Origin of the sequence: Pseudoalteromonas aurantia (assembly GCF_005886875.1) — a bacterium.
In the GTDB taxonomy this organism is placed as follows: Bacteria; Pseudomonadota; Gammaproteobacteria; order Enterobacterales; family Alteromonadaceae; genus Pseudoalteromonas; species Pseudoalteromonas aurantia_A.
In genome coordinates this window covers 73,439-92,759 of sequence record NZ_PNBY01000089.1, presented here as the reverse complement: position 1 = coordinate 92,759, position 19,321 = coordinate 73,439, and the positions used below count along the sequence as shown (strand labels likewise).

Genomic DNA, 19,321 nt, shown 5'->3' with positions numbered 1-19,321 from the left:
ATGAAATTGAAAATTGCTAGTTTATTTGTGGCATTTTTTGCCTACTTTCTCATGGAAGTTGCTATTGCTGGTACTTGTGAAATTCAGTACACCAGGACGTCTTGCCCTGGGAAAGAAAAAATTAGTTATAAAAAGTGCAAAGGTAAACAAAGTTGTTCTAAATTTAAAGAGGCTAGCACGGCGGCAGAGTGCGGCGCAATGGCGGTTAAGTCGTGCAAGAATAAGCGCTTAACAGTAACTAAAATGAAGGTGATTAATGCGATTTTTGATGGCGGTAAAATTACCGCGTCAAATGGCAGTGATGACTTTTGTACAGTATATGAAAAAGTGAGTGAAGAATTTAATAAATGTGGTGGCTAGGGCTGCATCATTTATAAAATAAGCGTTACTAAGTTCGATCAATTAAGTAAAAGTATAATGGCTATTGGAGTCGCTCTCAATAGCCATTTTTTTATTTGACGGCTAAACAACTCAATATGAATAGCCCTGATTTTTTAAACAAAGCCTTTGTACCTAGGTATTTTACTGGAGTGATGTAAATAATAAACCGCACTTTCAATCAAGCATTTTTAATACGCAGTTTGCGATACTGCCCTAAGCCAGTTTCTTAGAATGAGCAATGCAATCATGAACCATATTTTACCGCTTCATCGCAGCATTAGGCGTGTATGCGATTATATAGACCATAATCTTGATGAGCCGATGGATGTGAAACACTTAAGTGAAGTTGCTGCCTTGTCGAAATATCACTTTCATCGCGTGTTTGTTGCTAGTACTAATATTACCGTAAGTAAATACATACTGCTGGCCAGATTGAAGCGTGCATCATTTGAGCTTGCTTTTGAAACCGATATTAAAATTATAGACATCGCCCTTAAGGCGGGCTTTGATAGTGCTGAAGTATTTTCCCGCGCGTTTAAACGTACATTTAGTCAAACTCCGTCCGAATTTAGAAAGCAACCTCAATGGCCAACATGGCATCGTGTACTTGAACAGACAGCACATAAGCAAATAGAAAACACACTCAACGAAGACATTGTGACATTTCCTAAAACTCAGGTTGCAGTGCTTGAACACCGAGGTGCGCCTGAACGGGTGTATGAAACAGCAGGGGAATTTGTGAATTGGCGTAAATCAAGCGGGTTGTCGCCGATCCGTTCAAGCCTTACATTTGGTCTACCTAATGGAGATCCGAGTACGATGCCAGCGAGTGAGTTTAGGTTTAAAATAGCGGGGTCAGTCAAAACACCCATACCGAGTAATGACTTTGGTGTGCTCAATGCAGAGATCCCCGCTATGCGGTGTGCCAAGGTAACACATCATGGTAGCCATAATACGCTTGAGCAAACTATTTATCTGTTTTATCAGCATTGGCTTGTGCAGAGTGATGAGCAACCAGCTGCTCACCCCTGCTTTTTTCAATACTTAAACCTGATCCACGAAGTAGATGAATGTGATTTACGCACAGACGTATTTTTACCACTTTGTTGATAAGCGGTAAAAATACGGCAGGGTCTATACCAGTCAATTTAAGGGTTTGGCTGTGTGTAAAACCCCTTTACAAAATGGCAAAGCGCTAAGGCGTTGATAGTATTTTACCAAATTTGGAAATTCAGCGAGTAAGTTGAGATCACCTGGCAACTGCATATGATAACCAAGTATGGGTAAAATGATGGCATCGGCTAAAGAAAACTGCTCGGTGATTAAAAAGTCACGCTCAGCGAGTTGAGTATTGATTGTTTGCAAAGTGTTCAAAACAGCCGGCTGCGCATTTTTAAGCTTTTCAAAATTAAGCTCTCCGTTAGGGCCGCTCGGATTTTTAATTTCGATGATATAGTCAGTGATCAGCGCACGAAAAGCATAAATAGACAGCATACTGGCCCATGTATCTATGTGAGCGTGTTTTTGTGGGTCAACATCAAATACCGTTGTACTAAGCGCGGCATAAAGCCCCGCCAACGAAGTTTAGGTGATGAGTGACCGTGCAGCGCGAAGAAGTGAGGTCATGGATGACCGATGTAACCCAGCTCCATAGATGAATTATTTTCGCTGTAGTGGCTGTTTTATGGATCCTGAATTAAGTTGAAGGAGACGAGGACTTGGAGTATTTTCATGGACCTTGAATCAAGTTCAGGAAGACGAAAGGGGGTCGCGTTGTGTATGTGCGTGGCATGAAGCTTTGCCAACGATTGGGCCCCCACAAAAATTCGTCTTTCTGACATAGCTCAGAATCCATGGTTTTAAAGTGTTTGCTTGCTCCGTTTAGCTTAATCCATGCAGGTAATGATTGATGTAACCCAGCTCCAAGGATGAATTATTTACGCTGTAGTGGATTTTATATGGACCCTGAATCAAGTTCAGGGAGACGATAGCGTGAAACTTGCCATGTGCGCGGCATGAAGCTTTGCCAACGAGTACGGGCATATGAATCTTGTCTTTCTGACGCAGGTCAGAATCTATTGTTTTATTGAATTATTATTCCGGTATGCGTTTTGCTTGTATTTAATGCAGATGCTTTGCAAAGGATATGTAAAATGAAAATCGCTAACCAAGCTTATGATTATGCTCAATATCAAGTTAAATCACCTGCGGCACCTGACGTGCAAAAAAGCGAAGAGAGTGCACCGCTTGAGGCGGCAGCAGCGGAAAAGGAAAGCCAGCAACAGTATGACTTTTCTAATATGACACTGAAAGAGTTGTCTTCTGCGTCACACGCTTTGTATGAAGACGGAACGTTGTCTTTAGGTCAGCATGCGGTGTTGTCTCTGAATTATGGTGCAACAAAAAATGGCTTGAATCAGGCAAGTGGTGAGGTGTCTTTGGCGCAGCTGCAATCGGCAGAGAGCACTAAAATTGACGTGATCGCACTGCAAAAAGAGCGCTTGCAAACCCAGATGCAAAATGGAGCGTCGAGCACGCAAATACAATTTTCAAAAACGTTGATAAGTACTTTAGAAAGCTATCAATATGGTGGCGGTGGTCGCTTTCATGCGAGCGCTTAATTAGGGGGGGCTGTGTGAATGCGCCCTATTATTGATCATGTTATTTCATCACAACAGTATTTTGCAGCGCAAATTTTCCGTGTTTGCCTGAGGTGATGCGGTCTGCCGTTTTAGTGGGATCGGTATGATGCTTTCTTACATAGCTTGCCAATTTTGGTATTGAGGTGTCTTGCTTGGTATCTGTGCTGGTACTAACCGCGGAATGAGTGGTGCAACGATGCTGTTGAGAATGCATAAAAAACCAAATGTGTCTTCGTCTCTGTGCCATTCTTTTCATTGTGCAAACCCTTTGCATGATCTGTTTTATTGAGCATTTACAGCGCTTTTTATAAGCACGCTGAACACGCCATTTAATGGTTATTTAATAGCATATAAGTGCACCGCCGTCACAGTATTTTGTATGAATTATTCTCTACCAAATGATGTAGCCAGCTTATGATACTGGCTTTTGTAATAGGGTGTCTGTAGGTAACGTGACTTCGATTAAGGTACTTTAATTGAGCTCGCTAGAACATTTTACAGTGCCCTTAAAGTGTTGATGCACAATGTTATAAGCAATGCTTAAGCCAAGGCCAATTGCACCGTACTCTATGGAAATGTTACAGAAAGGGTCAACTATTTTGTCGATGCGCTCGGGTGAAATTCCTTGGCCACTTTCTTGACAGCGAATAATAAGGCGTTGGTCACTAATTGTAGTAACTGTATAAAGCAAATGAGGGGGAATTATAAAGGCTCACCTGCTTATTGCTGCTTTTATCATAGTGACATTTGTCACGGTACGTTTATGACATATGCAACAGGCGCCTCGTCACGTCATTCGGTAAAGTACATCCTATCAGCAGCGAACAACTAATAACTAATAGGATTTATTATGAATACTTTTACTCGTTTAACAACCGCAATGATCACTTTATCTAGTATGGCACTTTCAGCACAGGCTGCGCAGCTTAATATTAATTTAAATAATGTCAAAGAAAATCAGGGCACAATTAAGGTTGCTATCTATGATTCAGCCAAAGGTATGAAGCAATATCAAGCATTTGAAGTACTTGAACAAAAAGCAGATGCTGCGCAGCTCACTTTTACAGTGATGGATTTAGCGCATGGAGATTACGCGGTGATGGTGTATCAAGATCTCAATGGTGATGGAAAGCTAGGGCGAAACTTAATGGGGATCCCGAACGAACCTTACGGATTTAGCAATAACCCGCGTTTAATGGGCCCGCCTAAGTTTGCTCAGTTAGCGGTTAACGTGAGCGACACGCATATCAATACCAATATTGAACTACGTTAATTTAGTGATTACTGCCCGATAGGAGAACCTCATGGATCGTCGTCAATTTTTAAATGCCGCATTATCATCAACGCTTGCCTCTACTGTTGCATCAACAGCAATGGGATTTAGCCCATCAAGTGTGGCATCTTCGGTTTTATCTAATAAAGGGCAGCGGTCATTAAGTCCCTATGCAAAAAAGTTCAATGATAAACTCAGTGAACATAGTCGTTTGAGATGTTATGAGGGGATCAAAAACGATATTCCAGCACATTTTCAACCCTGGCACGGTAAGCTTCCAGAGCAGCTAGTAGGTCATGACTTATATCGAAATGGGCCGGCGCTGCGCGCTCGGGGCAATGAGCGATATCAGCACTTTTTCGATGGTGATGGTATGGTTAATCACTTTGGGCTATCGCAGCAGGGCATGACACACAAGGGCAAATTTGTCCGTACGCAAAAATTTATGGAAGAGCATGCCGCCAATCAGTTTTTATATTCAGGCACTGGTACACGCTTTGAAAACGTAGCACTACCAACCAGCGCGCAAAGTGTAAGTCAAGCAAATACGGCGTTACTGCCCATTCAGGGCGAGTTGTGGGCTATGTGGGAAGCGGCATCGCCATATCGGGTTGATCGTTCGTCACTCGATACGCTTGGGCAAGTTAAGTTTAATGATGCTCTTGATGGTGTGCCTTTTTCTGCGCATCCCCATCATGATAAAGACGGCAGTATTTGGAACTTTGGTAACATTTCTTATTCTGGCAAGCCCACAATGGTGCTGTATCATTTACATGCGAATGGTGCGCTGCGCGAGTTTAAATTGATTGAGCTATCGCAAAGTAGCTATATTCATGATTTTGCTATTACAGATAAATATTTGGTGTTTTATTTGTCACCTTTGGTTTTGGATCGGTTATCGGATGTTTATGTTGAGTCTTTTAAATGGCAGCCACATCTAGGCGGTGAGTTACTGGTGATTGATAAAAATATATTGACGGCGTCGCACCGTATTCCTTTTGAGCCAGGGTTTATCTTTCATTTTGGCAACAGTTGGCAGCAAGGTAATAACTTGGTATTAAACACGTGTTGGTATGACGATGCGTATGTATACCATACTGGCATGGCCGATTTAATAGGAGAGAAGAAAAGCAATAAAAAAGCCAATGCCAGTCAAATCATCATTGATTTAACGGCGCAGCGTGCGAAATTAGTGCGCACGTCACGTGATATGGAATTTCCAATGTTTGATACACGTTACGCACAGCAAAAAAGTGAGTGGCAAACGGGTGTCACAACGGGGTCACAAGGGACGCGCTCGCAGTTTAACGCGGTAGGACGGTACAATCAGGATAAAGATATATTTGAACGGTTTGATTTTGGGCTTGATGTGATGGTTGAAGAGCCATTGTTTGTTGCCAAAGACAATGCCACGCGTGAAGGTCAGGGGTATTTAATAAATAGTTATATTAACTTTGTAAAGGGGTCTACTGGTGTGGCTGTCTTTGATGCAGAGCGCATTCCTGATGGGCCAATTGCTTACGCAGATTTGCCATATCATTTACCTTTGGGTTTACATGGGACATTTATTTAATGAACTTGGGTAAGTGATATCATTATGTAGCTTTATGATTGTGCGGTTTGTTATCGGCGGATTATGATCTACGGAGTGTGCTTGCAAAGCTGGTGGAATACATGCCGTTTAGGTGCTCTTAGTTATGCGGTCGGCACGCATTCAGTGTTACTTTATTGGTTTTTGGGTCTTTTCGCTTTATTTTTGCCTGCATTTTTAGCTTGGTACATCGCTAAGTCAGCAACCCGAATTAAGTCTTGAGCAGAATTGGCATCATCAGGGTAGACGGCTATGCCAATACTCGCGGTTACATGGGCGCTTTTATTGTTTGTACTGTAGCTGAAGTCTACTTTTTGCAAGATGCGATTTGCTATCTCTAAATAGTCACTGCTGTGCGTGATAGGTGTTAGCACAACAATAAATTCATCGCCGCCTAGGCGAGCGACTAAATCACTCGCTCTGATGCTTTCTTGCAGCTTTTGCGCCGTTTTTATTAATAAAGCGTCACCTTCTGTATGGCCTAAATTGTCATTGACTGTTTTAAAGCCATCTAGGTCAATAAATAACAGGGCCAGTTTATTGTGTTTTAGAGCGCATTGTTTAACCATTTCAGATAAATACTGGGTCCCATATTGCCGAGACGGCAACCCGGTTAACGGGTCGTGATTGGCCAGATACATTAACTGCTTTTGAAATTTATCTCGCTCGATGGCATTTTTTTTAAAAATATTGAGCGCTTTCGCCATATAGCCCACTTCATCTTGGCGCTCAGGTACACCAATATTTACCGTGAGGTCATTATCGGCCAACTGATTCATAATATGGGTCATATTGACTATGGGGCGAGCTATGTTGGCAGATAACAAATAACCAAATAGCAGGATCACACTGATCACAATACCTGTGCTAATAAATAAAAAGTAATTCATGTTATAAATTGGCTGCATGATCTCACGCTCGTCCACTTCTGCTGCAATCATCCATCTTAGCTGTGCAAAGTTAAATGGCGCGTATGCAGAGTAAACGGATATGCCTCTATAATCTGTAATAATATGAACACCGGAGTGACCTGCCAGTGCCATGTCAACTGAGGGGGTATCAACATGGGTCTTTAATATACTTTCTCCGGTAAAAAAGCGAGAATCACTGCGCATGAGCTTATCTGGACCAACAATATATGTTTCACCTGATTTACCCATTCCTGCCGTCACTTGCATCACGGTATTAAGCGGAGAGATGGGCATTTGAAAAATGAGTACACCAATGACAACATTATCTATGTTTGTTATTCGAGTACCAATAAACCCAGCAGGCTCGTTGTTACTAGGCGGGTATAATTGAAAGTCTTCAAAGATGATTTTACTCGGTTGGGTAGTGTTCATGATAGCAATAAATGTACTGGCTAAATGCGTGTGTGCCCATTCCCCCGTCAAAATGTTAGTGGCAAAGTCTCGTTCTTTTGCAACGGTATACACTAAGTTCCCTCGCGTATCGAAAAGAAACAAGTCGTGATAGTAATTTAGGGTCGTCAGGTTAAGAAAGGTGGGGTGATATTGTGCGTGGACTTGATCATAACGAGTATCGTTTTTGGCCTGTAAAAAAGCACTTTTTTGCCCATCTGCATAAGGGTTTTGCTCAACATAGGCGCGTTGCAATTGCTCGGTTGGCGCATGTCCCAACTCATTCCATGACAGAGAAAATGCGGAAAGAGCGTTTCTGATTGCGGGGCTTTGTGCATGGAAAAGCACATCATTGCTTATGTCATCAAAATAGTGACGCAACGTAGCTTTGCGTGACTCTAGTAATGAAAATAATTTATCTTGCGCTGCTGTTTTTAGCTCGTCAGAGGTATTTATATAGGCGATTACCCCTGTCACTAATGCAGATAAAAGCGCAAAACTGATCATAACAAACGGGAGCTTTTTAGTGATGTTTAAATTTTCTAGCACTTAAGCCTCATATAATGACTCTCTTTATAATTACATTAGCATCCTAGTTAAAATTGTGCTTAGATTTTTATGTTTTTGATACGCTGAGAGTCTCTTTAGGTAGTGTTTAATGTCAGTATGCCGTTAGCATGATCCTGTAGAGGAGGCGCGTAAATGATTGACTCGTTGTCGGGTGAACATACCTAAAGGGTGTTTTGTCATTTTATGCATAAGCATTGTAAGGTGCTTTTGGAACAAGGTTCTTGAACATGTAAAGGGGCTTTACATGCCAGCTCACTGTCAAAGTATGCTTACCTTAAATGTACTTTTACCTAAAGCGTACCTAGCGCGTGATTGACTTATTTTATCGCGAGCTTGCCATGATATGCCTGATAATAGGCATCAACAAATTCTGGGCTGGTATTGTTGTTTCGGTGGTGAGCAACAATTCGGTTATACACAGTTTTTTTCTGATTTTAAGAATTCAATGAACTCTTTTTCAACATCTGCCATATTTTGCAGCGCAAGGCCACGATGTGGCGAGGCTACCACGTTTTATGGTGAAATCTTTTTTAGACAGTGGTCAGTTGATGACTATTTTTACTGAGTTTATTACGCCCTTTTTAGAAGTTTCGTTGGTGTATGCACAAGCGCGGTTAACAAACCCTGTATTGAATGCATTCATTTTATTAAGCACAGTGCCGGTGACTAAAAATACGCTAACACCGTGCTAATTAGGTGAGAAATTATAGACGGTGCTATGAGAGGTTGAGTGTGCGGTCAACTCCAACTTGCGCAATGAACGTGGGGTCGTGACTGATTAATAATAAAGCGCCATTGTATCGACTGAGCGCATCTGCTAGATGTTGTTTGCTGGCGGCGTCTAGGTGGTTATCGGGTTCGTCGAGTAACAGTATGGGCCGTTTTGGCTGGTGGCTCACAATGAGCATGGCTAATTTCATTTTTTGACCACCACTTATTTTGTCGGCCGTTATGTACACTTGCTCTGCTTTAAAGCCAATGCCAGCGAGCTGTGTGCGAGCCTCGCAGGTAGACAGTGTCGGGCAAAAATCGTTTACGTTGTCTAATACGCTACGGTTAAGCGCAAGCAGTTGATAATGTTGGTCGAGGCAAAAAACTGCTGAATTAAGCTGTAATGTACCGGATATGGCTTCTGCTTTACGTTGTAATATAGTGAAGAGCGTTGTTTTACCTGTGCCATTTCCTCCGCTGATATGCCATTTTTCTCCTTCACATACAACGAGGTCTATGGCGGTATTTGTACCATAAGGTAAGGTAAGTTGCAGAGCGCGTACGATGGCTTTTTTATTATGACTAGCCTGTGTTTGTAGCGAAAAATGTGTGTGCTCGGGTTGGATCTGTTTAGCCAGTAAGGTATTGGTTGTGCCTGACAACTTAATCTGCTGTTGTTGCACACTGGTTTTTTGGCGTTTACTGTTGGCGGTAGCTTGGTCTTTTTTGGCATCTAATAATACTTTAGCTTGGCTACCTCGCTTGCGCAGAGCCTTACCTTTTGCAGCACGTTGTTGTGCTTTCTCCTGGTTTTTTTGTGTTTCTAATTGGAGTTTACGTTGTTGTTTTTTTACGTGACTAATTTGTTGTGCTAACGCCTGTGAGGCACGTTTTTTGGCGGCTATAAAGTCGTCATAATTACCTGAAAACGTGTTTAGGCCATGGGGTGTAAGCTCATAAATATAGGGGATGTGTTTTAGTAGTTGTGGATCATGGCTAACAATTAAGAGCGGTCCATTAAAGGCATCGATTTGTTCATTAAGCCATTGTTTAGCGTGTAAGTCTAAATGGTTTGAGGGTTCATCTAAAATAAGCGCTGAGTAATTTGCATTGAACAGCTGCCAGAGCTTTAAACGGGCAAGTTGGCCGCCGCTGAGTGTATTGCAGTGTTGCCAGTAGTCAGAGGGGATGTTGAGTGCAGAAAGCTGCGCGCTTAAGTGCTGCGCTAAAAGCCAGTTGTCTCCTACTGCAGCAAAATCATCGGGATCGCAGCTGCCATTGGCAATGGCTTCTAGGGCTAATAAGGGAGTTGATAATCCCAAATAAGCTGCGATGCTGAGTGTTGAGTTTGGGGAAACTTCTTCATGTTGTTGATCAAAGTACCCTATATTTTTATGGCAGGTGATACTACCTTGCGTGGGTGAAAGTTTGCCTCGAATGAGGTTGATAAGCACTGACTTACCAACGCCATTACGCCCGATAAGCGCCGAACGGTGAGCGTTTAAACTCCAAGATAGGTTATTAAAAAGCTGCTCACCGTGAGCTAGATTAAAGCTGATAGTGTGAATTTGAAATATCGGCATCTATTGCCTCCTGAAATAAAACAGGCGCAGTGAGGTAGCCAAAATGCTAAGTGCAGCGTGCATGCCACACAAAAATATGAAAGGTATAGAGCCACGCCCACTAACCCTGTAGATCCAAAAAAAGAATGAAAATTCGGATAACAGGACTTAGTTGTTCATGACGGCGCATACTCCACAATAAAAAGTGGGTAATAGTGTAAAGGGTTTTTCAAGGTCATTTCAAGGGGGAGATGAGAGAATAGGTAGCTTATGTTCAATATACGTTAGCCAAAAAATCAGCAGGTTGCGTGGGTAAACACAGTGATAATCTACCCACAGCTTGGATCTGTAATTTAATTGCGTGTTTATGATTAACGGCTTAAGTCGCCAGACACACTGCCTTTGATATTGTCGATATTCACATCACCTGGGCCTGCGTCTGCAATATGTAGGCTGCCAGCGCCATTAATATAAATATCACCAGCCCCATCGTCTATAGTTACTTTACCTGACACTTGTTCAATAGAAATACTGCCACTGTGATCTTCAATATCAACATTTTTACTGGTGTGTGCAATCGTTAAATCACCGCTATCGTCATCAATTTTTATGTTGCCAAGTGCATTTTTAATTTCAAGGCTACCAGAGCCATCTTCGATGGTTATTTCACCACGGGTGTCACGCACGGTTAAGTCGCCAGAGTCATCGACAATATTGATATCTCCTTGCGCATTTTTGATGAATAAGCCGCCAGAACCGTCGGTGATATTAACCGTCTGTACACCATAAATTTCAATGTCTCCAGAACCATCATCTATATTGATATTTCCACCTTCATTGATGTCAATGTCGCCAGAGCTGTCGCTGATGCTGATGTGTTGAGCACCATTAACCGTAATATCACCCGAGCCATCTTCAATCTTAATTTGGTTTTTCATACGCTGTATGTTGATATCGCCAGACTCATCTTCAATGTCTAAAATTAAACTTTCAGGCACTGTGATAGCCAGATTAATACGGGGACTTTGGCCACCCACCACCCATACATTACCGCTGCGTGATGCCGTTTTTGCGACTAATTTAGCAGTGTCACCTGAGCTGTCTAAGGTCAAGGTGTATTCTGAGTTTTCAAAGGTATAAATATCAGCATTTACTTTTATATCGGTCGCTTTTGGTGAACCAATAATGGTTAATGAACCTGCTTCTAAGTTGGCGTTCAGCGTGGTTAATTGTGTCGCATCTAATACCAATTGCTGCTCTGTGTGTTGATCTGCATGTGCTGCCGAACCACCAACGTGGACAATACAGCCGCTTAACATGAGTGCTGCGCATATTGGAGTAAGTAGTTTCATCATTGTGTTGTTCCTAGAATTTTTATACTTTTATTTGCTCATACTATAGCAACCATGATGCCAAAATTTAAGTCTCTGTAAAATATAGAGTTATTTTCGGTTTGGAAATTCAGTAATGATAAAATTGACCAATAAGTTGTGTTTTTGATAGCAATGTTAAACATTTTGACTCATGTTATTTTTAACGAGCCTATGTGCTTATAACACGCATTTTAAGGCATACTACACGGTGTGCTCGTTGAGCCATAGACTTCATACTTCGTACATATTGTTTTGCTAGTTTTTAAGTACATCATATTTAAGGTCTTTATTATGAAAAAAAGCATTCAATCTTACGTATTACTTGGCGCGTCTTTTATGGCTTTATCTGTGCAAGCACAAGACCTTTATGATGTAAAAGAAGCAATCCCGTCATTAGTGACTGATATTCGTTACTTTGGCACCGATAATTTTGTGGGTACCCGTATCACCGGTTATGCAGCCCCTAAGTGTCTATTATCGCTTAGAGCGCTCGCAGCACTCAAAGTGGCGCAAACATCGGTGCAGCAGTTTGGGCTCAGCCTAAAAGTATATGATTGCTATAGACCACAAAGCGCGGTAGATCATTTTGTATCATGGGCTAAAGATTTAGGTGATATAAAAAATAAAGCAAAATTCTATCCTGATGTCGATAAGTCTCAGCTATTTAAATTAGGGTATATTGCTGCCAAATCAGGTCATTCACGAGGTAGCACATTGGATGTTACTTTAATTGACGCGCGTTCAGGGACTGAGCTTGATATGGGCACAACCTGGGATTATTTCTCGCCATTGTCTTGGCCTGCTTCGACTAAAGTTAGCTTACAGCAGCGTGCAAATCGTATGCTGTTAGCGAAAGTGATGCTTAATGCTGGCTTTAAAGGGTTAAAAGAAGAATGGTGGCACTTTACTTTAAACAATGAACCTTTTAAAGCGCAGTACTTTGATGTAGAGATCACGGATAAATAGAGAACGATATGTTTAAGGAGCTTGTCAATCGGGTTGGCAATATCTTGACAACAGAGCAATTTAAGCGAAAAACCGTGTTTTTATATCATAATCTATTACAGGCTCCCCGAAAGCACATGCTTAAAGGTTTACCCTTTGAATTAAAGTCCTATTTAGAACTGGTAGAGCTAACCGACCGATGTATGCGAGCAGATAAGCGAGGCGCTATAAGCCTAATCAACTCACCAATTCTAGACAGATTCAACATCGCCCCAGAGAACTGGCAAAAACTCACCACGCAATTTACCAAAGTATTCCATGGTGCAGTAGGGCGTCCTCAAAAGCTTGAAAATTATTGTGCGAGCCTAGAAATAAAACGGCGGGCTAATTACAAGCAGTGTGAAAAGTTACTGGCTTAATTTTTGTACCATCAAGATAATCTCTAGATACCCAAAACATCATAGCGTGGCGGCTTAGCCGTGCCTTATTGCTGCGTATGAGTTTAGTTTCTCCTATCTTTGAGCTTATCGCACATGTCGTTAATCCAATTTTACAAATAAGGCGATATTTTAGATTGAACTTTACTTGCTTATTGGCTTTAGTTTTTTGAATGGGTGTCATTGTTTCCCCCCTGTTATGAATAAGTTGTTTTCTGAGGTATCCATCTCCACGTTTAGTAATTGTGCCTAAATGATTTGTTTCATCAGACGCATATTGCCTAGGCGTAAGGCCAAGCCAGACACTAAAGTCTTTCGCACTTTTAAATACTTGGCCTTTATCGATGCTGGCGCTGAATGCGGAGGCAATAATAGGGCCAATCCCTGGAATTGATTGCATAATTTCTGCACTGGTGTTGTGGGTGTTAGTTTGATTTTAGCTTTTTGAATTCGGAATTGTTTCCCCCCTGTTTCTAGGAGTCACTGTTTCAACTGTTTCCTCCAGTTTCCCTTCTTGATGAAACAGATCAATCACTTAAAGTAACGCATTAAAATTGGGTACAGGCTCTCTGTTTTCTGCCACAGGCGTGTTGTTGCCACTGAATGAAAATCAAAGCTAGATTGTTAATTACAGTTGGTTGTTGACTGTTTGTTTTTTAGTTGTTAATTTTTTGGTTGTGGTGCCTATGTATAAAGGACCTTCCAAAATGGATGAGCCAGCTTGTATGATAACGTAAACATATCATCATGATTCCGCATTGTAATAATTAAACAAGGAAAAATTTGTGAATTCAATTACTGTAGCTATTTTCGATGTTGACAATGAGGGTGTTTTAGCTGGGCCTCAGAATAAATCAGCTCGGGTTATTCATGCGATTTTAAAAGCTGAGACCAACATAGAGACAATAATCGTAACTGGAAAAAAGTTACGGCAAAGTAGGCTTGACGGTGTCAATGTTTTTATGATCCCGGGTGGCGGAGTAATGTTGTATCAACAATGGGCTCTTGGAGTTCGAGGTAGAAAAATTGTTCGTGACTTCGTTCGCCAAGGAGGAGGGTACTTTGGTATTTGTTCAGGGGCGTTTCTTGCTACGAATGCTCGTTTTGGGTGGCTTGCCCTAGTCGATGTAAAGCTGCATGACATGAAACACCAAAACCGAGGTGGCGGTTTAATAAGTGTAAAGTTGAACGCGGATCATGCAGAAGAAGTTTTTTCGTCTCAATGGGTACTAAAAGACACGCTCCCGATGCTCTACTGGCAAGGTCCTCTTATGGTTGACCAAACCGGTGGTAAATTAACAGAGTCAAAGCGCAAAGCAGGCTTTGGCATAATAAAAGAAGTTGCTTCTTTCTCGTCAGTGATAGCACCTGAAGACTCAGAGAACGAACGTATTCGCTTCCCTGAGTATTTTAGCGATGAACATATGAGCGGGCATGCTGCATGCATTCAAACAACCTATGGAAAAGGGCGTGTTTTTGTATCTAGCCCTCACCTAGAGTTACCAGCAGAAAATCGAGGCATGATCCCAGAAATTATACGCTGGACTGCGCAGGTTGAAACACTATGTGAAGCCCTGTGACTCTATTTTAGTTTGGAAAAATAACATTTATAGTGGCAGTTGTTTATTGATTTCATTCGCTGCATCAAGAAGTCAAAGAGCATGTCTGAAAAAGTAATAAATGACATCCAATCAAAAATTTTATCGAAAATGTCATGTTAAAAAACGAGCAGAAAGTTTCATATCGTTCTTTCAACCGTTTTTAAATTTTTGAATTTACACTCAGCGCGTAATAATTATGTGCGCATGTTTGTTGACTTTCTATTAGCGTTATATGGTGTTCACCCGTCTTAACAGACTCTTTCAGATTGCTCATACAAAAATGATTACTCTATTGACTACACCTGTAATCGATCGTAGTCTGAGCTTTCTAAATAAATACGGTTTAAGAGGGCTTTTTCATGGTGAGATTTATTGCATTAAGTGTTGTTATAGGGATGTGTTCTTTTAGCGTGTTAGCGCAGACGCTTAAGTTCGACACCGTTTCACAGTGCCATAACTCACTGAGTGAACCTGGTATGGTGGTGAGATTAGAACAATCTGACAAACTGATTTATAGTGGTGCAATTGGTATTGCAGATTTAAAAACGATGAGGCAGCTTCAAGTCGATGATGTTTTTCAGATCGGTTCAATTACTAAAACATTTACAGCAGCTGCAATATTCAAGCTATTGGAAAGTAATAAACTGTCGTTAAAAGACCCTGTAGGCAAGTTTATTCCTAATATTAATCCTCATTATAAACATCTAATATTAGAGCATATTTTAAGTCACACGTCGGGCTTACCAGATTACTTGGATGATCCCACTGTACATAAAGTCTGGGATGAGTATGCGTCGATTGAAGATGTTATTAACAGAATAACGAAAAAACCTGTTCAGTCTAATCCCACAGAGGAATATTCTTACTCAAATCTAGGCTATATTCTGTTAGGAAAAGTGATAGAAGTGGCATCAGGGCTACCTTACTCAGCCTACTTAGAGGAAGTATTTTTTAAGCCATTACAGATGAAAAACACATTTGTTATGACCAAAGGTTTGAGCGTAGGAAATGTTCAGGGTTATACAACGCGCGATCCTGCTGCAAAACAGTATATTAAAGCGGAAAAACTAATATCGCGCTCATGGAAAGTTGATCGCAGCTGGATCTACTCTTCGGGGGCTATTGCTTCAACGCTTGCTGATATGAGCCGGTGGAATAAAGCTTTATCGTCAGGAGAAGTAATTACACTTCAAAACTTTACTCTAATGGCGACTAAAACGCGATTGAATAGTGGTAAATACATCAAATATGGGCTGGGATTAAATATACAGCCATTAGCTACAGTAGATAGTTTAAGTCATGAAGGAATGGTGCCAGGGTTCCTTTCATGGAATGTTTCTTTTCCTGAGCATAATTTATTTGCTACTGCATTTAGTAATGCTGACACAAAACATCCTGGCCCGATGTTACTCGATATGATTGCACTTCAGCTAAAGTTATCACCTGAACCACTAATTGATTCACAAAAGGTTAAGCAATTAGCTCAAAAATTGGTTGGTCGTTATCAGTCTTCAAGTTCCAAAGTGTTAACTATTTCTCTTGAGGGTAATACATTGTACGCCCAGTATGGAGATGACACTAAACGTAAGATTATTCCCCGAGAAGATAGTTCTTTTTCTAATGAATGCACTGAAAATTATTTTCAACTACGAGAAAACGCTGGAAAGAGTGAAATAGTACCTATTTACTTGTATCAGGGTGAGCAAGAAGCTTTGATTAAGTTATAATTACGAAGCTGATGGATTTACCTCACTGATAAATTTACTATTTTAAATGTGGTTATTATATGACAAGTGTTGATGTGTAAAGCCGCCTAATGCGATAAGCCCCTGAGCTAAAAGTAACGCGGCTTCACTCGCAGTGTGTCAGGCATTATCTTTGTACTTTTTATGCGGCTAAACTCATAACAAAGGCCTTGTACCTTTATTGGTATAATCTAGAACTGTTAGGATAAAAAGTATACGTAAGCGGTTTTTCATATGCTCAGTATCTACTTACGTTTTTAACATGAATAGGGTATGGTGAATGAATCAAGCTGTTAAATATCGATTTGATGAATATCCGAAAGAAGCAAAAATTCACTTGGTTGCACTGCGTCACTTGATTTTAACGGTGGCCACATCTTTGGAGTTAGGTGAAGTTGAAGAGTCACTAAAGTGGGGTGAGCCCAGTTATAGCGTAAAAACAGGCAGTCCAATTCGTCTAGATTGGAAGTTGAAGTCTCCTGAGCATTATTATCTGTTTTTCAATTGTAACACTAAGCTGGTTGACACGTTTAGAGAGCTGTACGGTGACTCATTAGCGTTTCAAGGCGCTAGGGCAATTCAACTTACTTTATCAAACCCACTTCCTGAGTTGGTGCTTACGCACTGCATAGAACTCGCTCTAACTTACCAGCAGCGCAAGCATTTGCCATTGTTAGGGGCTTGAACCTCTATTATATCGTTGCATTGTGGGGGGTTATTATATCAATGAGCTTATAAGACTAAGGCAATTTTAGATTGTGTTCTATAAATGAAATTGATGGTGTTATATTGGGATAACAACTGCACATTAAGTACAGTTGTTATGTTGGCTGGCGAGTAATATAAACTTTGAATTTGGGCTTTTCAAAGTAAAGTTTTAAGCCCTTTGTAATCCGGTACTTTTATATTTTATCCACCCGACTCTGGAAACATTTCCTCAATTTTTAATCCAGAAAGTTTTTTTATTGAATTGAGCAGATAATAAAAAGCAATAAAAAACACGATCATGGTCGGCACTGCGATGATTGGGTAGCTTAACGCAGTCATACGGCCCAACTCATTATTATAGGCCTCAGTACCCGCGGGGCTCACCACAATTATTTTTGCGAGCACGTAATTCAATACAGACGATAAAAAGAAAGAACCCGCCAAAATGTTTGATGCAACGATTTGTACTTTTGGCAGTTTATTTAAGTTTCCTTTTGCTTCTAAGGCCTGTTCAATACGATCTATATCCATGGTATTGGGGTTAAATAGCAGGGTTTTCAGCAATGGATATTTTGTGTATTGGCTAACAATAATGGCGGTGCCTATTAAGCCTGGGATCAATGCTTCTTTGATTGCGATATATTTTACATCCAATTCTAATAAGCTGATCCCACCGGTGAGTAATACCGATACGATCCCAAGTCCGGATAGAAAACTAAATTTCCCCGTTTTTTTCAACTCCCAACAGCCAAATAGAATTGGAAAGGCCAAAGCGACGATGACGCCCAATGTAGGGCCTAAATGCATTTCCCCTGAAAAGCGAGTCAAAATGACCACAGGAATAATAATATTAAACAGAAGCTGGCTAAAAACGCCAGTTGGTTTATTTTGTTTTTGTGCCACTGCAATCTCTAAATAAGTAACGTATACATAGTGCTGAGTGTACGGTAGATGATAGAGACAAGCCAAGTAGTTTAGATTGTTTACTTTGAATACGCAGTTAAACAACGTTGAGGTAAGATTTGACGGTCTTCAAATACACCCCGTGTAATACTCAACAATAGGAAATCTACAAGGTTGTTAACATTGCAATGCTGCTAAACAGGATTTTAAGCTCTGCTGCTGCTCTACGGTCACTTTTTGTAGGACTTCTTTTGCCCAGTCGGGGAGTTCAGGGTTTAATTGGTAATAAATCCATTTGCCTTTACGGCTAGAGACCACCAAATTACATTTTCTTAATTCGGCCAGATGACGTGAGATTTTAGGTTGGCTTAAATTTAAACAGCATTGTATATCACACACACACAGTGACTCTTTTAAGCTGATCAACATCAATGTTTTTAGCCGAGTTTCATCTGCTAAACATTTAAAAAATATCAATGGTTCCATTGGGTAAAGTGATTGATTAAGGATTAATAATGCACTTATACCGCTGACTGCTCATATCTGTCAAATCATATGTGACTTTACATATATGTTAAATCGTATATGATAAAACATATATGAAAAATCGAATGTGTTTTTTGATAAAGAGAGAACCGCCGTTATGAACAAAGATTTGTTGTTACAAAAGATCTTAAATATTAAAGAAACTGAGCTTGCTGCATTAACTGGTAAAGAATTACGCGTACCTGAATTACATGAAAAGCCAAAAATACTTTTGCTCTATGGCTCATTAAGAGAAGGGTCGTATAGTCGCAAGGTGATTGAAGAAGCCGAGCTATTACTCAGAGAAATGGGAGCTGAAACATTCATATTTCATCCAGAAGGATTGCCGCTACATAGCACGACCGAAGGTGCACAACACCCTAAGGTGCAAGAATTAAGAGAGCGGGTAACTTGGTCTGATGGTATGGTGTGGTGCTCCCCTGAGATCCATGGCAGCATGTCGAGTGTGATGAAAACACAAATAGACTGGATCCCTTTGTCTATAAATGCAATACGGCCCACGCAAGGCAAAACCTTGGCTATCATGCAGGTGTCAGGTGGATCCCAGTCTTTTAATGCGCTCAACCAATTGCGGGTGCTTGGCCGTTGGATGCGTATGTTTACCATACCGAACCAATCATCAGTCGCTAAAGTGTATCAAGAATTTGATGAACAGGGACGTATGCGAGAGTCGTCTTACTATGAGCGTATTGTTGATGTAATGGAAGAGCTGATGAAGTTTACATTGCTTACTCGTGACAATAAGCAGTATTTAACTGACCGATATTCTGAGCGAGTACAAAAAAGCAATAAGTTGGCAGAAGTATTAAAAAACGAAAACATTAGTGAGTGATGGATAAGGTTAGTATATTCATTAACAGGGTTTAGTTTACTAAACGTTTGTGGGCCGTTATGAAATTGAAATGCATGATTTTGTACTCATGGCCTCCCACTTTTCAAAAGGAATGTGATTTGAATTTACTCGCTAAAGTG

At 40.8% G+C, this 19,321-nt stretch carries 19 protein-coding genes and 2 pseudogenes; 12 read left to right on the top strand and 9 right to left on the bottom strand.

The features are described from left to right. Both CWC18_RS16775 and CWC18_RS16770 read left to right on the top strand, forming a co-directional pair. Window positions 1-360, top strand: coding sequence for a hypothetical protein (locus tag CWC18_RS16775; RefSeq protein ID WP_138591352.1), 360 nt, complete (start codon window positions 1-3; stop codon window positions 358-360). A 267-nt stretch (window positions 361-627) separates the two neighbouring features. Further along, window positions 628-1,491: an AraC family transcriptional regulator gene (locus CWC18_RS16770; protein WP_138591351.1), complete on the top strand. Its 864-nt coding sequence runs from the start codon at window positions 628-630 to the stop codon at window positions 1,489-1,491. Between the two features lie 33 nt (window positions 1,492-1,524). Here the strand turns inward: CWC18_RS16770 and CWC18_RS16765 are convergent, their stop codons facing one another. Next, a complete protein-coding gene (locus tag CWC18_RS16765) occupies window positions 1,525-1,959 on the bottom strand; it encodes a glutathione binding-like protein (RefSeq protein ID WP_138591350.1) in 435 nt (144 codons plus the stop codon). Between the two features lie 575 nt (window positions 1,960-2,534). Here CWC18_RS16765 and CWC18_RS16760 point away from each other — a divergent pair. Further along, entirely contained in the window at window positions 2,535-3,002 is a 468-nt protein-coding gene (locus CWC18_RS16760) for a hypothetical protein (protein WP_138591349.1), read from the top strand. Between the two features lie 40 nt (window positions 3,003-3,042). On the opposite strand, the gene CWC18_RS16755 is transcribed toward CWC18_RS16760, so the two are convergent. Beyond that, on the bottom strand, window positions 3,043-3,279 hold the full coding sequence (locus tag CWC18_RS16755; protein WP_171041144.1) for a hypothetical protein: 237 nt from the start codon (window positions 3,277-3,279) through the stop codon (window positions 3,043-3,045). A 216-nt stretch (window positions 3,280-3,495) separates the two neighbouring features. Then, entirely contained in the window at window positions 3,496-3,714 is a 219-nt protein-coding gene (locus CWC18_RS21995; RefSeq protein ID WP_171041143.1) for an ATP-binding protein, read from the bottom strand. 159 nt (window positions 3,715-3,873) lie between these two features. Here CWC18_RS21995 and CWC18_RS16745 point away from each other — a divergent pair, with 159 nt between their 5' ends. Further along, a complete protein-coding gene (locus CWC18_RS16745) occupies window positions 3,874-4,296 on the top strand; it encodes a DUF2141 domain-containing protein (protein ID WP_138675731.1) in 423 nt (140 codons plus the stop codon). Between the two features lie 31 nt (window positions 4,297-4,327). After that, entirely contained in the window at window positions 4,328-5,869 is a 1,542-nt protein-coding gene (locus tag CWC18_RS16740) for a carotenoid oxygenase family protein (protein WP_138675730.1), read from the top strand. A gap of 152 nt (window positions 5,870-6,021) precedes the next feature. Here CWC18_RS16740 and CWC18_RS16735 read toward each other — a convergent pair whose 3' ends face one another. Beyond that, complete coding sequence (locus CWC18_RS16735) at window positions 6,022-7,797, bottom strand: GGDEF domain-containing protein (protein WP_138591345.1); 1,776 nt, start codon at window positions 7,795-7,797, stop codon at window positions 6,022-6,024. 536 nt (window positions 7,798-8,333) lie between these two features. Here CWC18_RS16735 and CWC18_RS21085 point away from each other — a divergent pair. Next, complete coding sequence (locus CWC18_RS21085; RefSeq protein ID WP_171041142.1) at window positions 8,334-8,510, top strand: hypothetical protein; 177 nt, start codon at window positions 8,334-8,336, stop codon at window positions 8,508-8,510. A 24-nt stretch (window positions 8,511-8,534) separates the two neighbouring features. Here the strand turns inward: CWC18_RS21085 and CWC18_RS16730 are convergent, their stop codons facing one another. After that, entirely contained in the window at window positions 8,535-10,112 is a 1,578-nt protein-coding gene (locus tag CWC18_RS16730; protein WP_138675729.1) for an ATP-binding cassette domain-containing protein, read from the bottom strand. A gap of 350 nt (window positions 10,113-10,462) precedes the next feature. Continuing rightward, window positions 10,463-11,446, bottom strand: a complete 984-nt coding sequence (locus CWC18_RS16725; RefSeq protein ID WP_138591343.1) for a DUF4097 family beta strand repeat-containing protein — start codon at window positions 11,444-11,446, stop codon at window positions 10,463-10,465. Window positions 11,447-11,755: 309 nt separating this feature from the next. On the opposite strand from CWC18_RS16725, the gene CWC18_RS16720 reads away from it, so the two are divergent. Continuing rightward, entirely contained in the window at window positions 11,756-12,430 is a 675-nt protein-coding gene (locus CWC18_RS16720; protein ID WP_138591342.1) for a M15 family metallopeptidase, read from the top strand. Between the two features lie 101 nt (window positions 12,431-12,531). After that, a pseudogene (locus CWC18_RS16715) lies at window positions 12,532-12,828 on the top strand (transposase); the annotation flags it as partial. Between the two features lie 217 nt (window positions 12,829-13,045). On the opposite strand, the pseudogene CWC18_RS16710 reads toward CWC18_RS16715, so the two are convergent. Continuing rightward, window positions 13,046-13,258: pseudogene (locus CWC18_RS16710) on the bottom strand (transposase); the annotation flags it as partial. A 373-nt stretch (window positions 13,259-13,631) separates the two neighbouring features. On the opposite strand from CWC18_RS16710, the gene CWC18_RS16705 reads away from it, so the two are divergent. The 3 genes from CWC18_RS16705 (at window position 13,632) to CWC18_RS16695 (ending at window position 16,877) form a co-directional block, all read left to right on the top strand. Further along, complete coding sequence (locus CWC18_RS16705; protein ID WP_138675728.1) at window positions 13,632-14,426, top strand: BPL-N domain-containing protein; 795 nt, start codon at window positions 13,632-13,634, stop codon at window positions 14,424-14,426. Between the two features lie 380 nt (window positions 14,427-14,806). Then, window positions 14,807-16,174, top strand: a complete 1,368-nt coding sequence (locus CWC18_RS16700) for a serine hydrolase domain-containing protein (protein ID WP_138675727.1) — start codon at window positions 14,807-14,809, stop codon at window positions 16,172-16,174. A 298-nt stretch (window positions 16,175-16,472) separates the two neighbouring features. Beyond that, window positions 16,473-16,877 (top strand): DUF1801 domain-containing protein, encoded by a 405-nt coding sequence (locus CWC18_RS16695; protein ID WP_138675726.1) that lies wholly within the window; start codon window positions 16,473-16,475, stop codon window positions 16,875-16,877. A 224-nt stretch (window positions 16,878-17,101) separates the two neighbouring features. Here the strand turns inward: CWC18_RS16695 and CWC18_RS16690 are convergent, their stop codons facing one another. After that, window positions 17,102-17,803, bottom strand: coding sequence for a VC0807 family protein (locus CWC18_RS16690; protein WP_138591335.1), 702 nt, complete (start codon window positions 17,801-17,803; stop codon window positions 17,102-17,104). 177 nt (window positions 17,804-17,980) lie between these two features. Then, complete coding sequence (locus CWC18_RS16685) at window positions 17,981-18,289, bottom strand: ArsR/SmtB family transcription factor (RefSeq protein WP_138591334.1); 309 nt, start codon at window positions 18,287-18,289, stop codon at window positions 17,981-17,983. 157 nt (window positions 18,290-18,446) lie between these two features. Between CWC18_RS16685 and arsH the strand changes: the two genes are divergently transcribed. After that, complete coding sequence (gene arsH / locus CWC18_RS16680) at window positions 18,447-19,181, top strand: arsenical resistance protein ArsH (RefSeq protein WP_138675725.1); 735 nt, start codon at window positions 18,447-18,449, stop codon at window positions 19,179-19,181. Window positions 19,182-19,321: the final 140 nt, after the last annotated feature.

Bases quoted from the DNA above. Each gene is read 5' to 3' on its own strand.
- arsH (WP_138675725.1), top strand. From the start codon at position 18,447: ATGAACAAAGATTTGTTGTTACAAAAGATCTTAAATATTAAAGAAACT.
- CWC18_RS16685 (WP_138591334.1), bottom strand. From the start codon at position 18,289: ATGGAACCATTGATATTTTTTAAATGTTTAGCAGATGAAACTCGGCTA.
- CWC18_RS16775 (WP_138591352.1), top strand. From the start codon at position 1: ATGAAATTGAAAATTGCTAGTTTATTTGTGGCATTTTTTGCCTACTTT.
- CWC18_RS16755 (WP_171041144.1), bottom strand. From the start codon at position 3,279: ATGAAAAGAATGGCACAGAGACGAAGACACATTTGGTTTTTTATGCAT.
- CWC18_RS16720 (WP_138591342.1), top strand. From the start codon at position 11,756: ATGAAAAAAAGCATTCAATCTTACGTATTACTTGGCGCGTCTTTTATG.
- CWC18_RS16695 (WP_138675726.1), top strand. From the start codon at position 16,473: ATGAATCAAGCTGTTAAATATCGATTTGATGAATATCCGAAAGAAGCA.
- CWC18_RS16730 (WP_138675729.1), bottom strand. From the start codon at position 10,112: ATGCCGATATTTCAAATTCACACTATCAGCTTTAATCTAGCTCACGGT.
- CWC18_RS21085 (WP_171041142.1), top strand. From the start codon at position 8,334: ATGGTGAAATCTTTTTTAGACAGTGGTCAGTTGATGACTATTTTTACT.
- CWC18_RS16725 (WP_138591343.1), bottom strand. From the start codon at position 11,446: ATGATGAAACTACTTACTCCAATATGCGCAGCACTCATGTTAAGCGGC.
- CWC18_RS16760 (WP_138591349.1), top strand. From the start codon at position 2,535: ATGAAAATCGCTAACCAAGCTTATGATTATGCTCAATATCAAGTTAAA.
- CWC18_RS16700 (WP_138675727.1), top strand. From the start codon at position 14,807: ATGGTGAGATTTATTGCATTAAGTGTTGTTATAGGGATGTGTTCTTTT.
- CWC18_RS16745 (WP_138675731.1), top strand. From the start codon at position 3,874: ATGAATACTTTTACTCGTTTAACAACCGCAATGATCACTTTATCTAGT.
- CWC18_RS16770 (WP_138591351.1), top strand. From the start codon at position 628: ATGAACCATATTTTACCGCTTCATCGCAGCATTAGGCGTGTATGCGAT.
- CWC18_RS16740 (WP_138675730.1), top strand. From the start codon at position 4,328: ATGGATCGTCGTCAATTTTTAAATGCCGCATTATCATCAACGCTTGCC.